Origin of the sequence: Paraclostridium bifermentans, from assembly GCF_019916025.1 — a bacterium.
Classification (GTDB): domain Bacteria; phylum Bacillota; class Clostridia; order Peptostreptococcales; family Peptostreptococcaceae; genus Paraclostridium; species Paraclostridium bifermentans.
Map to the genome: position 1 here is coordinate 1414974 of NZ_CP079737.1, position 23459 is coordinate 1438432.

Below are 23459 nucleotides of genomic sequence, written 5' to 3' on the forward strand. Positions count from 1 at the left end.
AAAATAAATAAATTAGGGGGATATAAATGATAATTTGTAAAAATTTATTCATAAGAACATTGGAATTAGGAGATGAAGAATTTTTATACAAATGGTGGAATGATGGAGAAATTATGGAACATTCTACTCATGCATTTGGAATTTTAAATAGTAAGGAAGCTATAAAGCGCAAACTATTCAAAGAGTTTGAAAATGAAACAATGTTTCCAACAGATAAAAGATTTATAATTTGCAAAAAAGATGACTCAACGCCAATAGGTGAAATTAATTATTGTAATTGGGATAGTAGAAGCCAAAAAGCAGAGTTAGGAATAAAAATTTGCAATTTAGATGAACAAGGAAAAGGACATGGATTAGATGCTTTATATCATTTTATAGATTTTATGTTTAAGTTTTTAAATTTAAATAAAATAGAGTTAACAACGATGGCTGACAATAAAAGAGCACAACAATTGTATAAAAAACTTGGGTTTAAAAATATAGGAATAATTAGAGATGGATACTTCGATAGTAGGTTTGGTGAATTTTCAGATGTAGTTTATATGGACTTAATAAAAAAAGAATGGGAAATTTATAAATATGAATTCGAAAAGGAATTTTTAATGACATATAGATAAGTTATATTTTATACAAATATAACTTATGATTTAAAATTGAATTATATATTAAAGGAATATTTAGTATATACAACTTTAATATATAATTCAATGAATTTAAAAATTAATCAGTATAACCAGTGAGTTCTTTATGATTTCGTAGAGCTCCAATAGAAGAAATTATAGTTAAAATTAAATAAACAAATCCAAAGCTACTGTTACATGAAATATTCCATATAGTAGCTAGAAATAATATTAATCCTAAACAAAACCAAATATTTCATCTTAACTTCAAATCTCGGTTCATAAAAATACCACCTTTTAGTATATAGTTTTTAAAACAAGTCTATTCATATTTATAATTACCATAAACATCAAAAATAAACACGAGTACAACATGTACATGAGTTATTTTTATAAATAAAATTCGACTTTAAGTAGCATAATCCTTTAAACTTATAGTATATATGATAAAAAATAATTACTGGATGTATTTTGGAGGGCGAAATGAGCAATATCAATATAAAAAGAGTAGTTGAATATATAGAAATACCATATGAATTATTATACTTAGCAGATCCATCTAAAGAATCAATAAATGATTACATAAGTAGAGGTGATTTATATGTTGCATATATTGAAAATGAAGTTGTAGGTGCATATGTAATATTAAAGACTAGGTCATTAACTGCAGAGATTATGAATATATCGGTAAAGGAAGCGTACCAGCAAAAAGGTATTGGCAAAGTTTTAATAGAACATGCTATAAGTACAAGTAAAAATTTAAATATTAAAACATTAGAAGTTGGAACAGGAAACTCAAGTATATATCAATTAGCTTTCTATCAAAAATGTGGATTTAGAATAGTAGGAGTGGATAAAGATTTTTTCAAAAAACACTATAATGAAAAGATAGTAGAAAACGGAATAGAATGTATAGATATGATTAGGATGAGTATGGATTTATAATTATACGACAGATTATAAATCATTTAATTAAAATACTATACACTTTACTTGAAATGCGAATTGAAATATGATAATGTTACATAAAATAAATTATTTTGGAGGAGATTTTTTAATGGCTTTTTTTAATAAGTTAGCAGGATATGGATCAATAGATAGTTCAGCAGGAAATAAAATTAAAGATTATTTAATAGATGGAGAAGAGATAATACAGGCTTTTACATTTATAAGAGACTCTATAATATTAACAAATTATGGTATATACTTAGTAGATGTTCAAGGTGTTAGTGGAAAAAAAGTAGAAGTTAAATTTTTCCCTTCTAAAAACGTAAAAAGTATATCTTTTGAATCTGCATCTACATTTGATTTAGATGTTGATATAAAAATAGGAGTTGATGGAAATACGGTTATAAGTCAAAGTGGGATACCTCATAGTGCACCTATTTCATTTAAAGTCCCTAAAGCTCAAGCTGAAGAAGCTAGAGAAATTGTTAAACTTGTAAAGGTAAACTACTTAGTTAGATAAGTAAATATAAATTACAATAAAAGTACACTTAGTAATTTACTAAGTGTATTTTTATTGTAATTCTTTAAGTAAGTTATCACAGTACTTAACCCATAAAATTTCATGTTCAAAATTAGATATTATCCTGTCATTTAAATTTTCTATAGATTCGAGACCCATTTCTTTAGATTTATTATGAATAGTTAAATAAAGCTTTGTAGGTCCGGGAACCTCTTCTATTGGATGAATTTGTGAAGAGATAAATTCTTTACCGTTTTCAAAGGCAGCCATAGCCCTTGAGTGGCCATCTATAAGTGCGTATTCTCCATCAATTATCCCAACTAGTACTGGAGGAAATACAGGATTTTTATCTTCGTTGTATATTTTTCTTATTTTTTCTAATTTATCTTTATTTATATAAAAATTATTTGGCCTCAATTCCTTTATTGGAAGTTCTTTTAATATCATTTTAGCCCCCCTTTTTCAAAATTATCAACTAGATTTAATATATTAGATATACGAGTAAAATGTCCTTTAATTTAATGTTTTTTTATTAAAATAAAGAATAAAGGAGGTAAGGCGTATAAATCGTAGAATAGTTAAATAAAAGTAGAATTAAGACACTATATAGACTAAATAAGTAAAATAGTAAGAAATTTAAACAATTATAGTTTAGTTCTAGCATAAATAGGAGGCATGTGTATGTTAAAAAACATAGGGACTGAAATTGTAGAAACAAAAAGGTTGATATTAAGAAGATATACTATAAATGATACAGATGATATGTTTAATAATTGGACATCAGATGAAGAGGTTTCTAAATTTTTAGCATGGAAACCACATAAAAGCGTAGATGAAACAAAGTCGATACTTGAATCTTGGATTTCAGAATATGAAAATATGGATAGGTACCATTGGGGAATAGAAATAAAGTCTAATAATCAAGTTATAGGAGATATAGCAGTTTTTAACTTAAAAGAAAATCATTGTTCATGTGAAATTGGATATTGCTTATCAAGGCAATTTTGGAATAGGGGAATAATGACAGAGGCTTTGAATGGAGTTATTGATTTTCTATTTAAGAAGGTCGGGTTAAATAGAATTGTAGCAATGCATAATGTAGATAATATTCAGTCTGGGAAAGTAATGATAAAAAGCAATATGAAATATGAAGGAACACTAAGGGAAGCGAACAGGTTAAGGGACGAAGATGGATTTTATAATTTAGCTGTGTATTCTATTTTAAAATCTGAATGGGAAAATATATATGATTAAACAAAAGGAGTGTCAGAAATTATGAAGTTAAAAATAATTGGAAGTGGAGGATGCGTTGCACTTCCTAAGCCACTGTGCAAATGTAGGATTTGTAAAGAAGCTAGGCTAAAAGGACATCCTTATTCTAGATATGGATGTAGCTTATTTATAAAAGATTTGGGGATGTTAATAGACACTCCTGAAGATATAGCTCAAGCAATCAATTTTTCAGAGATTGATGAAATAAATTATGTTTTATATAGTCATGTTGATCCGGACCATACTCTTGGAATGAGGGTATTTGAACATATAAGATTAAACTGGTTAGAAATTTCTAAAGGAAAAGAATGTATTAATCCAGTAAATGTGTTAGCTATGGAGCATGTAATGGAAGATATAAATTCTATAAAATTTAAACTTGGGTCATATTTAGATTATTATGAAAATGTTAGAAAGTTAATAATAAGAAAAGTTATAGAAAGTTCTATAATAATAGATGGAATAAAAATAAGTTTTTTTAAGGCTAATCATGCAACTGTATTTGTATTTGAAAAAGATAATAAAAAAGTTATATACGCTCCTTGTGATGTAAAACCATTTCCAAATGATATTATATTTGAAGGCGCAGATTTACTTATAATAGGAAATACGGTTGTTGGAGACGAACTTAAAGATGGATTTATTCTAGAGGCAGATAATCCTCTTAGAAAAGAGCTATTTACATTAGATGAAATACAAAATTTAAAAAATAATTATAGCATAAAAAATGTTATTATAACGCACTTAGAAGAAGATTGGGGTAAGTCTTATGATGATTATATTAAACTAGAAAAACAATATAAAAATATAAAATTTGCATATGATGGAATGAAAATTGAAATTTAAATATATTATATGCACGTAACAAAAGAGTTATTTTTGTAAAAATATTATAAGCTTAATAAAAATTTATAAATTTATAAATATTAAAAAATATCTTGATAAATTTAATTTTAGTCCTTATTTTAACGATTTCAATCCAGTTTTATTTTAAATCATAAATTTAAGGCGTATAATAGTTTTAAAGATTCAAGCTTGTTAAATTACAAATTAAGGGGGATAAAATGATAGAAGTAAACAACTTGTGCAAAGCTTTTACTAGAGTTGTAAAAGACGACAATTCTAAAAAAAAGAAAAGTTTAACTAAATTTAAAACAAAAAAAGAAGAATTTTTAGCAGTAAATAATATTTCATTTAATGCAAAAGAAGGAGAAATCTTAGGAATATTAGGTCCGAATGGAGCAGGAAAAACAACTTTACTTAGAATGCTTGGAGGAATATTAACGCCTACATCTGGACACATAGAAGTTTGCGGATATGATTATTCAATAGATAAAAATGCAGCTAAAAAAGAAATTGGATATCTATCTGGAAATACAAAACTCTATAATAGACTTTCTCCAAGAGAATTATTAACAACTTTTGCAAACTTATATGAAATGCCAAAAGATGAAATTGAAAAATCTATAAATGAAGTTATAAATATAATGGATATGGAAAGTTTTATAGATAATAGAATTGAAAACTTATCAACAGGTCAAACTCAAAGAACATCAATAGCAAGATGTCTAGTTCACTCACCTAAAATATACATATTCGATGAGCCAACATTAGGGTTAGACGTAATTAGTAGCAAGTCTATAATAGATTTTATGAAAAATGAAAAGCAAAGAGGAAAAACTGTACTATACTCAACTCACTATATGGAAGAAGCTGAAACTTTGTGTGACAAAATAATTATGATACATCAAGGAGAAATTATTGCAATGGGAACCCCTGAAGAATTAAAGAAAAATACACAAACTAACAATTTAAGAGATGCATTTATAACTCTTGCGAGTGAAAGGGGGAATTTATTTGAGGAATAAAATAGTAAAACAAATATTTAAAAAAGAAATTTTAGATATATTAAGAGATAAAAAAACTATATTTATGATGATTATACTACCAATAATTTTATACCCAATACTTATGGTAGGTATGACTCAAGTTATGTCTATGTCTATGAATAGTATGGAGAAAGAAAATATAAATATAGCTTTTAATAAAAGTCCAAATAAAGCTTTAATTTCAGTAATAGATGAAACTAATAAAGAAAGAAAAAAAGATAATAGTGAAGTAGGGCAGATAGAGTTAAAAACTACTGATGATTATAAAAAAGATTTAAAAGATGGAAATATAGATGCTTATATAAACATAAATGATAAAAATGGATACCTAAATTTTAATGTCTATATAGACTCATCCGAAAATTCATCAAGTATTGCACAAGCAGAAGTAGAAAAAATATTAAATACATATAAGGAAGAATTAGTAGAAAATAAAATAAAAGAAAGTGGATTAGATACAAAGTCGACGCTTGAACCATTAAGTTATAAAACTTTAGATGTTGCAAAAAATGAAGAAGTAGCAGGTCATTTTATAGGTCAGATATTACCATTTGTATTAATTATGGGCCTTTTAATGGGAGCTATATATCCTGCGATAGATGTTATGGCAGGAGAAAAAGAAAGAGGTACTTTAGAAACTTTATTTACATTACCTATAACAAATTTAGAATTGGTTATGGGAAAATACTTAGCTGTATCACTTTGTGCAGTAGTTTCTGCAATTTTAAATATTTTATCTATATTTATAACAATGGCATTTTTACTTGCAACTCAAGGTATGGTAAGTGAAATGGGAATGGTAAGCATTGATTATTCACAAATGATACTTCCAGGAATAATTACACTTATATGTGTATGTTTATTTGCTATGGTAGTATCAGCTGTAAGTATGTGCGTATGTTCTTTAGCTAAAAGTTTTAAAGATGCTCAAAACTATATAACACCAGTTACACTATTTGTTATGATACCATCTTATATTTCTATGGTTCCTACGATTGAGCTAGATAGTTTTACAGCTACAATACCAGTAGTTAATATATCTTTACTTATTAAAAGCGTACTAACATTTAATAGTAATATAAGCCTAATAGCTTTAGTTTTATTATCAAATCTTGTATTTGTTATAATAGCTGTTTTATTATTATCGAAGATGTTTAACTCGGAAGAAATTTTATTTGGAAGTAGTAAAAACTTTGCGTTACTAGAGAAACGAAGTAATATAAAAAAAGGAACTATGCCTTCTGTTGCAGATGGAGTTACTTTATACGCAGTTGGAGTAGTATTATTAATCTATGTAGGAAGTTTAATTCAATTAAAATTTGGAACTGCTGGAATAGCGGCTACTCAAGTTATGATTATTGGTATGCCACTAATGTTTGCATGGTACATTAAATCTGATTTTAAAAACACATTTAATCTAAAGATACCTAAAATACAACATGTATTAGGAGGTATAATCCTTTGGGGCGGTGTATTTGTAGTTATTAACTTAATAAGTCAAATTTTACTTTATTTATTCCCTCAAAATATGCAGGTTGTAGAAGGATTAAACGATGCATTAAAAATAGATGACAGTGTATTGTTAAATTTAATAGTTATAGCAGTTATGCCAGCGATATGCGAAGAAATATTTTTTAGAGGTTTTGTATTTACTTCATTCACTCAAAGTAAAGAGAAGAAAGCTCAATTATGGGGTGTAATTTTTAGTGGTATATTATTTGGATTTATGCACATTGATTTTATAAGAGTTATTCCAACTAGTATTTTAGGAATAGCACTAGGGTATGCTGTTTATAAAAGCAAATCAATATTTATACCTATGACAATGCACTTTTTAAATAATTCAATTTCTGTATTTGCAATGCACGCAACAAAGTCTGATGGATTAATAGGAAAATTAAATGAAATTTTAACTATAGACTTTAGAAATTTTGAGGCGATTAAACTGATGATACTTATAATTATAAGTTCAATATTAGTATTTATAGGAATTAAACTGCTTAGTATAAATAAAAAAAATAAAATAGAATCAAACGATGAAAAAGAGTTAATTTAATTAACTCTTTTTTTGTTTAAGCCGATTTTCTTTACTTAAAAATAATTATAAATTGTATCATATTATTATTAAAAAAAATAATGATTATTATTAAAATTATAAATTTTACTTATAGTGAAAATAGGTATATACTATATTTGAAATTAGAAAAGCTAAAATTTGACAAAAAATGATATGAAGCTCTTTATGAAGGAGGAATCAGTATGAAAGATATTACTGTAATAGGAGCAGGTGTAGTAGGATGTGCCATAGCTAGAGAGTTATCTAGATATGACTTAAATATATTAGTAATAGATAAAAACGAAGATGTTGCTGAAGGAATATCAAAAGCAAATAGTGGAATCGTACATGGTGGATATAATGAAAAAAAAGGAACTCTAAAAGCAAAATTAAATTTAGAAGGAAATGAAATGATTGAAGATTTATCTAAAAAGCTTCAATTTCCTTTTAAAAGAAATGGAGCTTTAGTATTAGCTTTTAATGAAGAAGAATTAGAAAGAGTAAAAGAATTAAAGGCTAATGGAGATGAAATAGGCGTTAAGGGATTAGAAATTTTAAATAAAGACCAAGTTTTAAATTTAGAGAAGAATATAAATAAAAATGTAGTTGGGGCTTTATATGTAAAAAGCTCTGGAATCGTAAGTCCTTATGAAATGACATTGGCATTAGGTGAAAATGCAGTTGAAAATGGAGTTGAGTTCAAGTTAGGACATGCTGTAGTAGATATAAAAAAAGATTTAGATTCTTATAAAATAGAACTTGATAATAAACAAGTTGTTGAAAGTAAGATAGTTATAAATGCAGCAGGATTAGGTGCAGATTACTTAACTTATTTAGTTAGTAATGAAAAATATGAAATTGATCCGGTAAAAGGTGAATATTGCTTATTTGATAAGGTTGCAGGGACATTATGTGAAAAAACTTTATTCCAAGTACCTAGTAAATTAAGCAAAGGGGTTTTAGTTACTCCAACGGTAGATGGAAATTTATTAATAGGACCTAATGCAAAACATAGCGATACTATAGAAACTTCAAGAGAAGGTATAGATGAAATATTAGAAAAGAGTCAAAAGACTATAAAAGACATTCCTGTAGCAAGAGTTTTAAATACATTTAGTGGGTTAAGACCTAAGGTTTGTGGAGGAGATTTTATAATAGAAGAATCCAGAGATTGTAAAAATTTCATAAATGTAATAGGAATAGACTCACCAGGATTAACAGCAGCACCAGCTATAGCTAAGTATGTAGTAGATCTAGTTTCTAAAAATGTGCAATTAAAAGAAAAAGAAAACTTTAAAGAGACTAGAACTAAAATGGTTAGAATGAGTGAATTAAACATTGAAGAAAAAAATAAATTAATAGCTCAAAATCCTTCTTACGGAAAAATGGTATGTAAGTGTGAATTCGTAACAGAAGGTGAAATAATTGATGCAATAAGAAGACCACTAGGGGCTACTACATTAGATGGGATAAAGAGAAGAACTCGTGCAATGATGGGTGGATGTCAAGGCAGTGGATGTATGATTCCAATAAGTATGATATTAAGTAAAGAATTAGGAATAGATATAAGTAAAGTAAATAAAAACTGCAAATCTTCTACAGTTATTGGATATAAGGAGGTTTAATCATGAAAGTATATGACTTAATTATAGTTGGCGGTGGAGCAGCAGGCATATTATGTGCTATAGATGCTAACGAAAAAGGAATAGAAAATATATTATTAATTGAAAAAGATCCTATATTAGGTGGAGCTTTAAATTTAGGTGATTATAATATAAGTAAAGAAAAAACAATATTAGGAAAAGACTATAAAACAAATTTATTAGATAAACTAGATAAATGTAACATAGATATAAAATTAAATACTATGGTTTTAAAAATAGAGGAAGATAACGAAGTTCTTTGCACTAGTCCTGAAAATGGTATAGAAAAAATAAAGGGTACAAATATTATACTTGCGAATGGGGCTAAAGAAGGTTCAAGAAAAGCTGTAAATATGGTAGGTGATAGATGTTCAGGAATTCTTACCGTAGGAATGGCTAAAAAAATATTCAACATGCCCCATATGATTCCAGGTAAAGATATACTTATAGCAGGAGATGCTACGTTATATATGATAGAGAAGGAATTAAGAGATAAGAATATAAACGTAGTTGGAATTATAACTAGCAATGAAGATGTTAATACTTATGGATTAACTGACACTATATATAATAATTATTCAATAGAATCTATATATGGACAAGGAAGAATAAATAGAGTTAAGTTATCTAAAGGAGATCAAGAGGTATTTGTAGATTGTGATACCTTAATATTTGCAAATCCAATGCTTTCAGATGGGTTAGTAGCTATGAGAAGCGATATTAAGTTAAACCAGGTAACTACAGGTCCGCAAGTTGATAAAACATTTATGACATCAAGAAAAAACATATATGCATGCGGAAATGGGATTTTTATACACAATTATATAGAAGATATAGAAAATGAATGTAAAGAAGTAATTAACAATATTGTTTGTAAGTAAGTATTGATTTATAAAGTAAAAAAATAATTATAGCCTATAGAGTTGTTCTATAGGCTATAATTATTTTGAGGTGATATTATGAGACTTTCAACAGGACAAGTAAGTAAGTTATTCGGAATAAGCAAAGATACGTTAAGGTACTATGACAATTTTGGAATTTTAAAGCCAGATATAAACAAACAAAATAGTTATAGATGTTATTCTCAAAAACATTTAGATCAATTGAACCTAATTCTTTTAACCAAAGATTTAGATATATCTTTATCTGATATAAAGGAAACTATAGAGAGTGAAGAACTTTGTGAATATAGAGATTTAATTACAAAACAAGAGAGTATGATAGAAGAAAAGATTGAAGAATTAAAGAGAAAGCATGCGCAATTAAAAAATCTGAATGAAATAATAAAATCTATAGAAAATTATGAAAATGAGTATGATTTTAATAAAATAAGTATATATGATAGTAGATATAAATTTTATGGCGTTGAGATAAAAAAGATGTTAGAAAAGGGTAATAGTGAAAAGTATGTAGAGTACCTAGATGAGAATTGGGAATGTATGAATGAAGAATACTACTACACTTTATATAATGTTATTAATAATAAAAAAATAATAGAAAATGAAAGTGTGTTATTTCTAAAGCAAGAAGAAAAAAACAAGTATATAGCAAAGAAATATAAAGATAAAAACTTAGATTTATTAGAAAAAGTAGTAGTTGGAAACTTTGTATCTACTAATTTTTATGGTGATTTAGATGAATTAGAAAACTACTTGATATTGATGGATAGACATTTTAATAGTAATAATAAAGTAGAAACAGAAATATTTATAAAATATGATTTTTATATTCCTAAAAAAAATGATAATGATAAATACTTTGCTAAAATTATAATGAAGATTAATTAACTAAGCTAAAAACTAATTTTAATTTAGTTTTTTAATTTGTTATAAAAAAATAGATATGTTATTATAAATATCAAAGATATTTTTAAAGGAGAAACATAATGAAAGTAAGAGGATTTGAAAAAGTAAGTAAAGTAGAATTTGAGAAAGCAAATGCAGATATAGCATATGAAGAATTAACATTACCTAAGAGAGCAACAAAATTTGCTGCAGGGTATGATATAAAAAGTACATTAAATTTCACACTAGAACCAGGAGAAGAGATAGTAATCCCAACTGGTTTTAAAGCATATATGCAAGTTGGAGAAATGCTAGCGTTATTCCCAAGAAGTGGAATGGGGTTTAAATACCAAATACAATTAGCAAATACTGTAGGTATAGGCGATGGTGACTACTATAACTGTGAATCTAATGAAGGTCATTATTTTATAAAATTAGTTAATAGAGGAAAAAAATATTGGGAAGTTAAAGTAGGTGATGGTATAGGACAAGCTATATTCATGCCAATACTTTTAGCAGATGGAGACGATTTTGAAACTGGTGAAGTAAGAACTGGTGGATTTGGAAGTACAGGTAAATAATAAATATTCAAAAGACCCCTATGTCGTAAATTATGATATAGGGGTCCTTTATTGTCAATTTAATGTTACAAAATAAAATAGGAAAATATGGTATTATATATAAAGATATATACAAAAAGGAGTTGATTAACAATGTTAGACTTTACTTTTCACAATCCAACTAAAATAGTATTTGGAAAAGATAAAATAGAAGAATTAAATTCACTTATACCAGAGAATTCAAGAGTTTTAATCCTTTACGGAGGAGGAAGCATTAAAAAATTTGGAACTTTAGATAAGGTAAAAGACGCTTTAAAAGGGCGTGAGATATTTGAATTTTCAGGTATAGAACCCAACCCTAAATATGAAACACTAGTAAAAGCGGCAGAACTAGTTACAAAAGAAAATATAGATTTTTTATTAGCTGTCGGGGGAGGTTCAGTAATGGACGGAACTAAGTTTGTTAACTTAGCAGCAAACTATGAAGGTGAAGACAAAACAGATTTATTAAATTATGGATTTAATCCTGTACCAGTTTCTAAGGGGTTACCTATAGGAACAGTAGTTACACTTCCGGCAACTGGATCAGAAATGAATGGAGGAGCAGTTATTTCTTACAATGGGGGTAAATTCTCTGTTAGAAGCCCTTTATCATTTCCGACATTTTCAATCTTAGATCCAACACTTACATTTACTTTACCTAAAACACAAGTAGCAAATGGAGTAGTAGACACATATATACATGTATTAGAACAATATGCTACATATCCTGTTGATGCAAGATTCCAAGATAGAACAGCAGAAGGTATATTAAAAACATTAATAGAAATAGGAAGAGATACTATAGACAATCCAACAGACTATGATTTAAGATCAAATTTAGTTTGGTGTGCAACTATGGGACTTAATGGTCTTATAGCTGCAGGAGTTCCCCAAGATTGGACAACACATAAAATAGGACATGAATTAACTGCTATATATGGAATAGATCATGCTAAAACATTAGCAGCTGTACTTCCAGCACTTTGGGAAGTAAGAAGAAATGAGAAAGGTCCTAAACTAGTTCAATATGCTGAGCGTGTATGGGATATAAAAGAAGGTAGCGATGATGAAAAAATAGATCTAGCAATAAGAAAAACTCGTGAGTTCTTTGAAAGCTTAGATATGCCAACTCATTTATCGAATTATGGACTTAAAAAAGAAGATGTAAATACTGTTGTAAGTTCTCTTGAACGTCATGGAATGACTAATTTATCAGAACGAAGAGACTTAGGATTAGATATAAGTCGCAAAATAATAGAAAAAGCACTTTAATTATATTAATTTAAATTAAAATAAAAGCTATAGTTTTATAAATTATAAAACTATAGCTTTTTATGTATAAATGGAAAAATTTAGCATGATAGATTAGTTTACCAAAAAATTTAAAATACAAAAAATGAGTTATTTAAGTATAAAATGAGAATAATAAAACTACTAAAACTAAAAGGAGACTAATTATGCTAAAGACAAAAATTACAATTTTAATTTTAGTGGCTTTAATGGGAAGCACAATAGTGTCAAATGCAAATGAAGTTAACACACAAGACCTGATTTTAGGCGGATGTAAGTTAAAACAGTGTGAAGTAAAAAGTGATAAAAGAACAAAAAATTATGATGAAGAAAATATTATAGAGAGATTTTTCAGACCATCTAAACTTCCAGTTTTAAATGATAAAGACGAAAGTTCACTTTATAATATGTATGGTAGTAAAGATATAAATTTAAAGATACCAAACAACCTTTTAAAAACTCCAGAAGATACTATAATAAATTATTTTAGTGTTTTAAGAGAAGCTGCAAATCCAACTGAAGATAACCATACAGGATGTGGATCATTAGGAGATACAAGAGGGCCTTACCCTGTTGCATATAACTTTTTATCGAATTCATATAAGCAAGGTCATAGCTATGAAGAGTATTTAAAATCATTTGAAAATAAGCTTCATATAAATTTAATTAAACTTAATAAGTTGCCTAGTGATGAAAATAATAAAACAGATTTAAAATATTTTGTTGAATTAGAAATAATAGAAGGAACTAATGAAAAGAAAGGTGTTTTTGCTTACTATTATGGATATATTTATCTTAACAAAGAAAATGGAGTTTACAAGATAAAAGATATGCAGTATGCACCTGAAAATTATTTATGTGCACCATATCATGGTTGGAACTATGATGCTAAACTAGTAGTAGAGATTAAATATAGAGATTGGTGTTCTTTAGTATCAGGAGACGTAAAGGTAAAACAAGATGGTTATGAGAAAAAAGTATATTTTAAAGACAAAGATGGAAATCAGTATTATGTGCTTTTCTATCAACTAACTAATGGATATGATATAAAAATAGCTGACTACAAGAAAAATAAGAATGGTAAGTGGGAAGTTATATATATAAATCCTGAGAGCTGTTTAGAAAAGAAAAATTCTTAGAAGAAAAAATCCGAGTATAATAAATTAACTCGGATTTTTTCTTCTAAATAAATTAATTCAAAATGTATTTTACAACACAATATAAAATTTAACTATCAACATGTAAGTATAGTTATTATAATCAATATCAATTAAATAGAGTAAATAATAAGTTTAATATATATTTATAATATTATTAATTAATGCTAAAATAGAGTAAGGAGGGCATTATGAAGAAAATTTTAGATTATATAAACAACTTAAGTGAATGTAAATTCATAGCCTTATCTATACTAGTAGCATTAGTCTGTACGGTACCTTTTGATTTTTTCAAAATTTATTCTAACACATACATGGGGTTAGAATTTTCAGGAACTATGTCATTTGGATGGGACTTTTTAGTAGCTGTTATTATAGGACCAATAGTTGAGTCTATATTAATAGTTATAGTTAGTAAACTTATAGAGCAGGCAACAGACAATAAATTTATGATAACATTTATAACTGCAATATTACTTTCAGGAATTCAAAACTATAGTTTACCTTATGCAATTATAATTTTTATACCATCTTTTATTTTTGTTTCGGCATACACATTATATAAAAATAATAAAAAATTTAATTCATTTTCAATAATGGTAATTATAAATATGCTATATAGTGTTATACAAATTGGATTTACGATTTTAGCAAAAAAAATTATTTAAATAAAAAACTATGGTCTAAAATAGTCCATAGTTTTTTATTTGCTTGAATAAATGAAATTGATAATATTAATTAAAAATACGAATATATTAATAATAATAATTTACTTTGATTTTTATAAATTTTTAAAAGTATTATTAAGGTGTAAAAGATTAGTTACAGTGTGGTAACAAATATTAAAATTAGTTACCGAATTATGTATAATCATTAGTACTTAGAGCGAATTTAGGGAGGGGTGCAAGTGAAGTATACACGTTTAAAATTGAGAGCATTATTAGTTATAATATTGATTGGCGTATTCAGTATAATTGGGTGTAGTCAAGATAATAAAGAACAAAGTGAAATAACACTAGGAGAAAAAGTTGAAAAACTATTAAAATATAAAGGTTCTAATATAGGAGATAATAGTGCGGTTGGAAATATTTCTAACTATTTACTTGCAAGTGATAATCTACAAGGGTTTGAATTAAAAACTGGAGAAGAACCTTATGAAATTACATTAAAGTATAAAGGATTTGAAGAGTCTCAAATTATTATAAGCACAAATGAAACAATTACTCTTCCGTTTTCAGATGTAATGATAAAAAATTCAATGGTTTTATTTTCTCTTATAAAAAATGTAGATATTATAAATTTAGAATTAGATGATGGATCAACTATTACATATAAAAAATCTGAATTAGTTGATGCCTATGGAGATAAATACGGAAAAAAATTAGAAAAAATAATAGAAAATAAAACGAGTCTAGAAAGTTTTTTAACAGGAGAGGTATAAAATAAATAATATAATAGTTAAGAATCTAAGCATACAAAATTAAGATTTGCTTAGATTCTTTTTTACTAAATTGGAAAGTTTAATTATAGTTATTTTTTACATTGAACTAATATATGTTATATGAAATAATATATATTAAAGAAAATATAGAAGGAGAGTAAATTATGAAAAATAATAATTATAAAGAGCTGGGAGTTGTACTTCTTAACAAATAAGGAGTTACAAATAGATGGACTCCTTATTTGTTAAGTTTGCAGAATGTACAACTTAAAAATAAAGGAGATTATAAAATTGAAATATAAAAATGCAAAAAATATATTACCTCAAGATTTATTACAACAAATACAACAATACATTCAAGGTGATGTAATTTATATACCTATAGACAATAATGAAAAAATACCATGGGGACGAAAAAATGGAGCTAGAGAAGCTATATATACTAGAAATAAAAGCATATTTAAGTTATATGAACAAGGGTATTCAATTGATGAAATAGTAAACATATATAATTTATCTGAATCTAGTATAAGAAAAATAATATCAAAAATAAAAAAAGAAACTGATAAAGATAATGGCGATTTAAACCTAGGAGGTATTACAAATGAATAAGATGACTTTAGAAAAGTTACAGCTAAACGAGTTTAAAGAAATGGTAAAAGTTCATTGTGTTAGTTCTCTAGGCAAAGATCTCATAGATAAATTAAGTCCAAGCAAGAATTTAAGTGTCGTAAAAAGAAGATTAAATGAAAATAAGGAAGCTAAAAATGTACTTTTAAATAGTAATCATATACCTTTAGAAGGTTTATTTAATATATACTCAACTATTGAAAAAGTTGAAAAAGGTATGGTTTTAGATCCACTGGAACTTATAAAAGTGGAGGACTTTTTAAGAGGGTGCAAAAAAATCAAACAGTTTATGAACGAAAAAGAATTTTATGCACCTACATTAAGTTCATATTCACTCAATATAGCTGAGTGCGACTTTATAGAAAATGAGATAAACTATAGTATAAAAGGAAATAAAGTTGATTCTAATGCTTCTAAAGAATTGAAAAAAATAAGAAGAAATATTGAAGTATGTGAAGATAAGATAAAAGAAAGGTTAAATAAGTTTTTAACATCTAGTAGCAATAAAAAGTATATTCAAGAATTTATAATTTCAAAGAGAAATGATAGATATGTTATACCTATAAAATCTTCATATAAAAATGAAGTTGATGGTACAATTTTAGATTCATCATCAAAAGGGACTACTGTTTTTATAGAACCTAATAATGTATCTAAATTTAGTTTAGAACTAATTAGTTTAAAATCAGATGAAAGCATAGAAGAATATAAAATATTATCATATTTAACTGAGTTGATATTTGAAAAATTAAATGAAATTAAACTGAATGTTGAAATCATAGGAGAGTATGATATGGTTTTTGCAAAAGCTAAATACAGTTTAAATAATAAATGTATAACACCATTGGTAAATGATAAAGGGTATATAAAAATAATAAAAGGAAAACATCCTCTTTTAACAGGAAAGGTTATTCCTCTTGATTTTGAAATAGGGAAAGAATATAGAAGTTTAATAATAACAGGCCCAAATGCAGGAGGCAAAACATTATCACTAAAAACAGTAGGATTACTTACATTAATAGCTCAGTGTGGATTTGACATAAGTGCAGAAGGTGATACTGAAATTAGTGTATTTGAAAATATATTTGTTGATATAGGAGATAATCAAAGTATAGAAAATGCCCTTAGTACATTTTCATCACATATAAAAAACATCGCAGAAATTATGAACTCTAGTAATAAGTCTACATTGGTACTATTTGATGAAATAGGAAGCGGAACAGAACCTAATGAAGGAGCTTCTCTAGCGATAGCAATATTAGAAGAGTTTTATCATATGGGATGCATATTGATTGCATCTACTCATTATGGCGAGATTAAAAATTTTGCTGATATGCACCCAGAATTTGAAAATGCAGGAATGCTGTTTGATAAAGAAACGTTAGAACCTTTATACAAATTAGTCATAGGTAAATCTGAAGATAGTAATGCACTATTCATTTCAAAAAAAATGGGAATAAGAGATAAAGTTTTAAGTAGAGCTGAGTTATATATTAATGAAAAACAATATAATTTAGAATTAGTTAAGAGAAGCAAAATAGAACAAAAGGATGAAGTAGAAGAAACGTATATAATAAAAAATGATTATAGCATAGGTGATAAGGTCTTTCTATTAGAACGAGATGATTATGCAATTATTTATAAGGAAGCCGATAAGTTTAACAACGTAGAAGTTTTATACAAAGATGAATTTGTTAAAATGAATACAAAGAAAATAAGGCTATATTTAAAAGCATCACAGTTATATCCAGATGATTATGATATCAATAGCTTATTTATTTCATATGAAAACAGAAAATTAGAAAAAGATATTAAAAGAGGTTCTAAAAAAGCTTTAAAAAGCATTCAAAAAGAAATAAAAAACAATAAACTAAGATAAAAAATATCCATAGCTTAAAATTTGCTATGGATATTTTTGTTTTAATAATTTTCATAAAAATAAGTAAATTTGCATAAATGTAAATGTTAAAATAAATAAAAACAAACGAAATTATGCAAAATAACAGAAAATATTCGAAAAATATTGTATAATAGACTTAGTGCTTAAAAAATAAGAGGATTATTGTTGATATATATATGAAAATACAGACATAATGTTTTGAAAACATAAATGTGCATATGGGGTGGGTATATGGAAAATGTTTTTTTAAAAACGGATAGATTATTATTTAGAAAAATTTTAAAAGGAGATTATAAAGAGGTCGCAAGTATACTTCAAGACATTGAGGTAATGTATGCATGGGAAAAATCTTTTTCAGACGAAGAGGTTGAGAATTGGATAGATGAAAATACAAAAAGATATAAAAATGAGGGATATAGTTATTTTTTAGTAACTGAAAAAATGTCGGGAAAAATGATTGGTCTCGCTGGGCCTTTAATTGAAAACATAAATGGAGAAAAATTTATAGGTGTTGCATATATTCTAAAAAAGGAATTTTGGAATAAAGGATATGCAACAGAATCAGCAAAAGCGTGTATAAGATATGCTTTTAATGAATTAAATGCAAATGAAGTTATAGCGCAAATAAAAACTAATAATATAAGTTCTAGAAATGTAGCTAAAAGATTAAATATGAAGCAAGTAGATAAATATATAAAAATATATGATAAAAAGGAAATGGAGCATTTAATTTATTCTATAAAGCGTGAAGACTATTTTGAATTATTTGAAGGAAAATAAGTACTTTGCAATATTAACGATAATGTATACTCTTAAGAAATCTAAATCTATAGATTAAATTTGAATTACGACCTCTTTAAAGATATATAGCGAACATTTTTAAAATGTTAAGTTAAATAAAATTTTACTAAATTATTTTTGCAATTTAGATAAAAATAAGGACAGTGTGCTATAATTAACCTTAATATAACATATTTGTAAAATTAAAATAACTTTACTTTATCTAAAGATTTAGAACGATTCAACGTAAGTAATATTATATATAATTATAATATATTTTGAAAAATGAGGAGATAGAGTTAAATGATTGGTATAATTGGATCAACTAGTATCGAAATACAATCTATAAAGGATAATATGTTCATAGAAAGAAAAGAGAAGTATGCAGGGTTTGATTTTTATATATGCAAGTATAAAGAGTTAGATATTATAGTTACAAGTTGTAGCGTTGGAAAAGTAAACGCTTCAAGCTGTACTCAAATACTAATAGATAAATTTAATGTAGAAAAAATAATTAATACAGGAATCGCAGGGAGTTTAAATGAAAATGTAAAGCTTGGGGATATCGTTATTTCAGATGATATTACATATCATGATGTTAGACCGATTCAAATGAAAAACTGTTTTCCATTTAAGCAATATTTTAATTCAGATGAAAAACTTAAAAACATAGCACTTAAAGCATATGAAAATAGCGATTTAAATTGCCACAATTGTCATATTGGAAGAATGATAACAGGAGATACATTTATAGCGGATACAGACTTAAAATATAGATTGATAAACGAATATAGTGCATATTGTGTAGAGATGGAAGGCGCAGCAATAGCACATATATCTGATATAAACAATGTTCCATTTTTAATAGTAAGAAGTATTTCTGACAATGCAGATGATAATGCAGCAATTGCATATAAAGAATTTGAAATAATAGCTTCAAGTAACTCTGCAAAATTAGTTATAAATATGCTAGATCTTATGTAAAATAAAACAATTCAATTAAGCTGTATCAAATTTATTAATACTAAAATGTATATACCAAACTTCTATATGCATCTATTATATTAATATTTTGATACAGTATTTTTTATATTATTTTGATATGAATTTTAGAAAAGGAGAATGACATGACTGAAAAAGAAAAATTATTAAATGGAGATTATTATAATACTAGGGATAGTGAACTTATAATTATGTATAAAAAGGCAAGAGAATTAATCAACAAGTTTAATGCTGAAATGATAGAAAATTCAAATGAAATTCTTAAAGATTTACTTGGAAATATAGAAGAAGGGGTTTGGATAGAGAAGTCTTTTTTCTGTGACTATGGAAAACATATTTCAGTAGGTCAAAATACATTTATAAATTATAATTGTACATTTTTAGACTGTAATAAGATAACTATAGGAAAAAATGTATTAATAGGGCCAGGAACTGGAATTTATACAGCTACGCATCCTATAGATCACAAAGAAAGGTTAAATTTAAATAAAGAAGGAGAAGCACCATACAAAACTTATGCACTTCCTGTAAAGATAGGAGATAATGTTTGGATAGGCGGAAATGTAAGCATAATGCCTGGAGTGACTATAGGCGACAATAGTGTTATAGGAGCTGGAAGTGTTGTTACAAAGTCAGTACCTAACAATGTAGTTGTAGCTGGAAATCCATGTAGAATTATAAAAAATATAGAATAATAATTTAAATCTGAATATATATTGGAATTAAATTCTAAATATTAGTCTATATTTAAAGATATAAAGTTAAAAAAAGAGAGGTAATTAAATGGAAATATCAAAGGTTTATTATTGCAGTTTATATTCAGATTCGCAAAGTAGAAACTTACCAAACAATGTAAAAAAATTGTTTGAAAGGGCTGGGTTTAGAGAATTTATAAGCGAAGGTGAGCAAGTAGCTATTAAATTGCATTTTGGGGAAAAAGGAAATACTACATATATGAGTCCTATTGCTGTTAGGCAGGTAGTTGATAAAGTAAAAGAACATAAAGGAAAACCATTTTTAACAGATACTAATACTCTTTATTCGGGTAGTAGAACAAATTCAGTTGACCATATAACAACAGCTATTGAAAATGGGTTTGCTTATGCAGTTGTAAATGCTCCAATAATTATAGCTGATGGACTGTATAGTAGAAATTCAGTAGATGTAGAAATTAATCAAAAGCATTTTGATAAAGTTAAAATTGGTGGAGAAATATATAATTCTTCGTCAATGATTGTGATGAGTCATTTTAAGGGTCATGAGATGGCTGGATTTGGAGGTGCTCTTAAAAATTTAGCAATGGGATGTGCAAGCGCACCAGGGAAACAAATGCAACATTCAGATGCAAAACCGGGTGTAGATAATGAAAAATGTATTGGATGTAGTAAATGTGCTAAATCTTGTCCAGTAGGAGCTATAAATATAGAAGAAAAGAAAGCCAAAATAAATCATGAGATTTGCTATGGATGCGGAGAATGTCCAACGGTATGTCCAACTAGAGCTGTAACTATACAATGGGAAACTGACTCTGATATTTTTGTAGAAAAAATGGCTGAGTATGCATATGGAGCTATTAGTAATAAAAAAGATAAAGTAGGATTTATAACATTTGTTATGAATGTAACGCCACTTTGTGATTGCGTACCGTGGTCAGGAAGACCTATATCTCATGACATAGGAATACTTGCATCTAAAGACCCAGTTGCACTTGATAAAGCTTGCTATGATTTAGTATGTGCTGAGATGAAGCATGATGTATTTAAACATGCGCATCCAGGAGTTAATGGGATGAGAGTTATAGAATATGCTCATGAAATGGGAATGGGTAATAAAGAGTATGAATTGATTAAAATTTAGCATATTAAAGCTTTGAAAAATATATAAAAAAAGTGTAAAGTGTATTTAAGCCGTCTATAATAGTTTATAGGCGGCTTTTTAATATAAAAATTATTTCCAAACTCTTTTTGCTCCAAATAATTCTTGAATATACCCATATAAAGAAACTGGGGACATGATAAGTTGATAGCATAAAATAAATAGAATAAATCCGATTAAATTTTTTCGAACTTTTAAGTTTAAATTTTTAAAAACTACATTAGATTGGTAATAGTATAGTATCCCGAAACTTATAAAAGTAAGAGGTAATACTAATATCATCATAGGGCCGACTACAGCATAGTTGCCCCAAAATAGAGCTAAAATTAATCCGGGAATCCAGAAAAATGTATAACTAAAGTCCATATATGGAATTATTAGATCTATTCCAGTTAAAAATTTAGAAAACATTGATGGCTGTTTCCATGGTTTAACTTCCCTAAGGCCTTCAATCATACCTCTAGCCCATCTTGAACGTTGTTTTGTAAAGTGGGAGAACTTAGTTGGAACATCTGTGAAGGCTATAGCCATAGGCTCAAAATAGACTTTCTTATTTTTAGAAAGCATCTTCCATGTAAGAACTATATCCTCTCCTATAGCATCTGACCATCCCCCTAGTTCAGAAACAACTTCAGTTTTATATAATGAGAATGCTCCTTGTGCAACTAATGTTCCTTGATATAATCCTTGCATTCTTTTAATAGATGATATACTTAAGAAGTAATCCCATTCCTGGATTTTAGACAACCAATTGTCTCTACTATTTCGAACAAGCATTGAACCAGCAACAGCACAAACCTCGTCTGGTGAAGATTTTATTCTTCCAACAAGATTTCTTATAGCATTCTTATGAATTAATGTATCAGCATCTAATGTTATTACCAACTCTGTATTCACATGTTGCAATCCATAGTTAAGTGCGTTGAACTTTCCAGGATTAGGTTCAGATAATAACAATATATCCATATTTAGTTCTGACATAGCTCTTTTTACTTCTAAGCTAGTGTTATCATGTGAGTTATTATCAATTACTATTGTGTGTATATTTCCATTATAATTTTGATTTTTTACGTATTTTAAAGTATTAAATATACCAATCTCTTCATTAAAAGCTGAAATCAAAAGTGTAACATCATCATCTGGATTATAATTATTCAATTTAGGTTGTTTGTCCAATAATAAACTTATTATTAAAAATATATTCATGAAGCCAGGTACGAGAGCAATTCCACTTATTATAAATACAGCTAAAAAGTGATTAAGCATAATGGATAAATCATCGATCCAAGGCTGAGATAAACTAATTGCTATTAATGTCCATAGCACAGAAATTATTAAACTTATAAAAAATTTAGTTTTTACACTTATATAAACTTTAGAACTGTTATTAGTATTTTTATTTAAGATATTTGGATTATAGATAGGGGTATTTTTAAATTCTTTTTTTGTTTTATTAGCTATCTTTTCCACGTTAAACACCACCTTAATCTTTTATAGACTTAGACAATGGTACATAAAAAAAAGAAGTAATACTAGTGTAAAATTAAGGTAAATTAATCTGGGTTGTAGATAAAGCTTTAAATACAAGTAGATTGGAACTAACTAAGAAATAAAGGATAATTTGTTAAAAACTTGAATATATATATATTCATATAAAGGGAGGAGGGGCTCGATGATCCAAGCATATTATCCAAATGATATATATCATTTAGGGATAGTAATGATTAGTATTGGGATAACTATTAGATATTTATCGGGGGAGTATCCCAATGGATTTGGATATAAGTCTATCATTTCTCAAAAAAATAGTTATTACTGGAAAGAAGGTAATGAGTATTCAGGTAAGGTGTGTATAATATCAGGGATTTTATATACTATATGTTTTTTTATCATAGATGTATTTAGTATTAATATTGGTAATGAAATTTTAATATCAATAATGACATTTATTGTTTTGCTGTTTATTATAGTTTCACTTACTGAATATCATTTGTATAAAATATGTAAAAATTTAGGATAAACTTTTAAAAGGCATTTTGTTGAGATAAAA

At 26.9% G+C, this 23459-nt stretch carries 24 protein-coding genes; 22 read left to right on the forward strand and 2 right to left on the reverse strand.

The genetic code is table 11. From position 1 onward, the window contains the following. Positions 1-26 precede the first annotated feature (26 nt). The 3 genes from KXZ80_RS06740 (at position 27) to KXZ80_RS06750 (ending at position 2088) form a co-directional block, all read left to right on the forward strand. Positions 27-617: a GNAT family N-acetyltransferase gene (locus KXZ80_RS06740; protein ID WP_021432711.1), complete on the forward strand. Its 591-nt coding sequence runs from the start codon at positions 27-29 to the stop codon at positions 615-617. 486 nt (positions 618-1103) lie between these two features. Continuing rightward, positions 1104-1565 carry a GNAT family N-acetyltransferase gene (locus KXZ80_RS06745; RefSeq protein ID WP_021432712.1) on the forward strand — a complete coding sequence of 154 codons (462 nt, stop codon included), beginning with the start codon at positions 1104-1106 and terminating at the stop codon, positions 1563-1565. 112 nt (positions 1566-1677) lie between these two features. Continuing rightward, positions 1678-2088, forward strand: a complete 411-nt coding sequence (locus KXZ80_RS06750; RefSeq protein ID WP_021432713.1) for a PH domain-containing protein — start codon at positions 1678-1680, stop codon at positions 2086-2088. A 51-nt stretch (positions 2089-2139) separates the two neighbouring features. Here KXZ80_RS06750 and KXZ80_RS06755 read toward each other — a convergent pair whose 3' ends face one another. Further along, positions 2140-2535, reverse strand: a complete 396-nt coding sequence (locus KXZ80_RS06755) for a ParB N-terminal domain-containing protein (protein WP_021432714.1) — start codon at positions 2533-2535, stop codon at positions 2140-2142. 234 nt (positions 2536-2769) lie between these two features. Here KXZ80_RS06755 and KXZ80_RS06760 point away from each other — a divergent pair, with 234 nt between their 5' ends. From KXZ80_RS06760 to KXZ80_RS06845, 18 genes are all read left to right on the forward strand, one after another. Continuing rightward, a complete protein-coding gene (locus KXZ80_RS06760) occupies positions 2770-3342 on the forward strand; it encodes a GNAT family N-acetyltransferase (protein ID WP_021432715.1) in 573 nt (190 codons plus the stop codon). A 21-nt stretch (positions 3343-3363) separates the two neighbouring features. Then, complete coding sequence (locus tag KXZ80_RS06765) at positions 3364-4206, forward strand: MBL fold metallo-hydrolase (protein WP_021432716.1); 843 nt, start codon at positions 3364-3366, stop codon at positions 4204-4206. Between the two features lie 218 nt (positions 4207-4424). Then, on the forward strand, positions 4425-5228 hold the full coding sequence (locus KXZ80_RS06770; RefSeq protein ID WP_021432717.1) for an ABC transporter ATP-binding protein: 804 nt from the start codon (positions 4425-4427) through the stop codon (positions 5226-5228). Beyond that, positions 5218-7305 (forward strand): ABC transporter permease subunit/CPBP intramembrane protease, encoded by a 2088-nt coding sequence (locus KXZ80_RS06775; RefSeq protein WP_021432718.1) that lies wholly within the window; start codon positions 5218-5220, stop codon positions 7303-7305. The genes KXZ80_RS06770 and KXZ80_RS06775 overlap by 11 nt, the downstream gene beginning before the upstream one ends. Before the next feature lie 203 nt (positions 7306-7508). Further along, positions 7509-8930 carry an NAD(P)/FAD-dependent oxidoreductase gene (locus KXZ80_RS06780; protein WP_021432719.1) on the forward strand — a complete coding sequence of 474 codons (1422 nt, stop codon included), beginning with the start codon at positions 7509-7511 and terminating at the stop codon, positions 8928-8930. A 2-nt stretch (positions 8931-8932) separates the two neighbouring features. After that, complete coding sequence (locus tag KXZ80_RS06785; protein ID WP_021432720.1) at positions 8933-9829, forward strand: NAD(P)/FAD-dependent oxidoreductase; 897 nt, start codon at positions 8933-8935, stop codon at positions 9827-9829. A gap of 78 nt (positions 9830-9907) precedes the next feature. After that, the gene (locus KXZ80_RS06790; RefSeq protein WP_021432721.1) at positions 9908-10735 is read left to right on the forward strand and encodes a MerR family transcriptional regulator; all 828 of its coding nucleotides are present in this window, start codon (positions 9908-9910) and stop codon (positions 10733-10735) included. A gap of 98 nt (positions 10736-10833) precedes the next feature. Beyond that, entirely contained in the window at positions 10834-11313 is a 480-nt protein-coding gene (locus KXZ80_RS06795; protein ID WP_021432722.1) for a dCTP deaminase/dUTPase family protein, read from the forward strand. Positions 11314-11445: 132 nt separating this feature from the next. Further along, a complete protein-coding gene (locus KXZ80_RS06800) occupies positions 11446-12606 on the forward strand; it encodes an iron-containing alcohol dehydrogenase (RefSeq protein WP_021432723.1) in 1161 nt (386 codons plus the stop codon). A gap of 185 nt (positions 12607-12791) precedes the next feature. After that, positions 12792-13763 carry a hypothetical protein gene (locus KXZ80_RS06805; protein WP_021432724.1) on the forward strand — a complete coding sequence of 324 codons (972 nt, stop codon included), beginning with the start codon at positions 12792-12794 and terminating at the stop codon, positions 13761-13763. A gap of 209 nt (positions 13764-13972) precedes the next feature. Next, the gene (locus tag KXZ80_RS06810; RefSeq protein WP_021432725.1) at positions 13973-14449 is read left to right on the forward strand and encodes a hypothetical protein; all 477 of its coding nucleotides are present in this window, start codon (positions 13973-13975) and stop codon (positions 14447-14449) included. A 239-nt stretch (positions 14450-14688) separates the two neighbouring features. Next, entirely contained in the window at positions 14689-15222 is a 534-nt protein-coding gene (locus tag KXZ80_RS06815; protein ID WP_021432726.1) for a DUF4825 domain-containing protein, read from the forward strand. A 291-nt stretch (positions 15223-15513) separates the two neighbouring features. Continuing rightward, the gene (locus KXZ80_RS06820; protein WP_021432727.1) at positions 15514-15834 is read left to right on the forward strand and encodes a CD3324 family protein; all 321 of its coding nucleotides are present in this window, start codon (positions 15514-15516) and stop codon (positions 15832-15834) included. Next, positions 15827-17731 (forward strand): endonuclease MutS2, encoded by a 1905-nt coding sequence (locus KXZ80_RS06825; RefSeq protein ID WP_021432728.1) that lies wholly within the window; start codon positions 15827-15829, stop codon positions 17729-17731. Before KXZ80_RS06820 ends, KXZ80_RS06825 begins: the two co-directional genes overlap by 8 nt. 252 nt (positions 17732-17983) lie before the next feature. Next, the gene (locus KXZ80_RS06830) at positions 17984-18532 is read left to right on the forward strand and encodes a GNAT family N-acetyltransferase (RefSeq protein ID WP_021432729.1); all 549 of its coding nucleotides are present in this window, start codon (positions 17984-17986) and stop codon (positions 18530-18532) included. 303 nt (positions 18533-18835) lie between these two features. Further along, complete coding sequence (locus KXZ80_RS06835) at positions 18836-19516, forward strand: 5'-methylthioadenosine/adenosylhomocysteine nucleosidase (protein WP_021432730.1); 681 nt, start codon at positions 18836-18838, stop codon at positions 19514-19516. A gap of 143 nt (positions 19517-19659) precedes the next feature. Next, complete coding sequence (locus KXZ80_RS06840) at positions 19660-20229, forward strand: sugar O-acetyltransferase (RefSeq protein WP_021432731.1); 570 nt, start codon at positions 19660-19662, stop codon at positions 20227-20229. Positions 20230-20317: 88 nt separating this feature from the next. Beyond that, complete coding sequence (locus KXZ80_RS06845; RefSeq protein ID WP_021432732.1) at positions 20318-21391, forward strand: DUF362 domain-containing protein; 1074 nt, start codon at positions 20318-20320, stop codon at positions 21389-21391. 90 nt (positions 21392-21481) lie between these two features. On the opposite strand, the gene KXZ80_RS06850 is transcribed toward KXZ80_RS06845, so the two are convergent. Continuing rightward, a complete protein-coding gene (locus tag KXZ80_RS06850) occupies positions 21482-22879 on the reverse strand; it encodes a glycosyltransferase family 2 protein (protein WP_021432733.1) in 1398 nt (465 codons plus the stop codon). Between the two features lie 202 nt (positions 22880-23081). Here KXZ80_RS06850 and KXZ80_RS06855 point away from each other — a divergent pair, with 202 nt between their 5' ends. Beyond that, on the forward strand, positions 23082-23429 hold the full coding sequence (locus KXZ80_RS06855; RefSeq protein ID WP_021432734.1) for an SdpI family protein: 348 nt from the start codon (positions 23082-23084) through the stop codon (positions 23427-23429). The last annotated feature ends 30 nt before the right edge of the window (positions 23430-23459 follow it).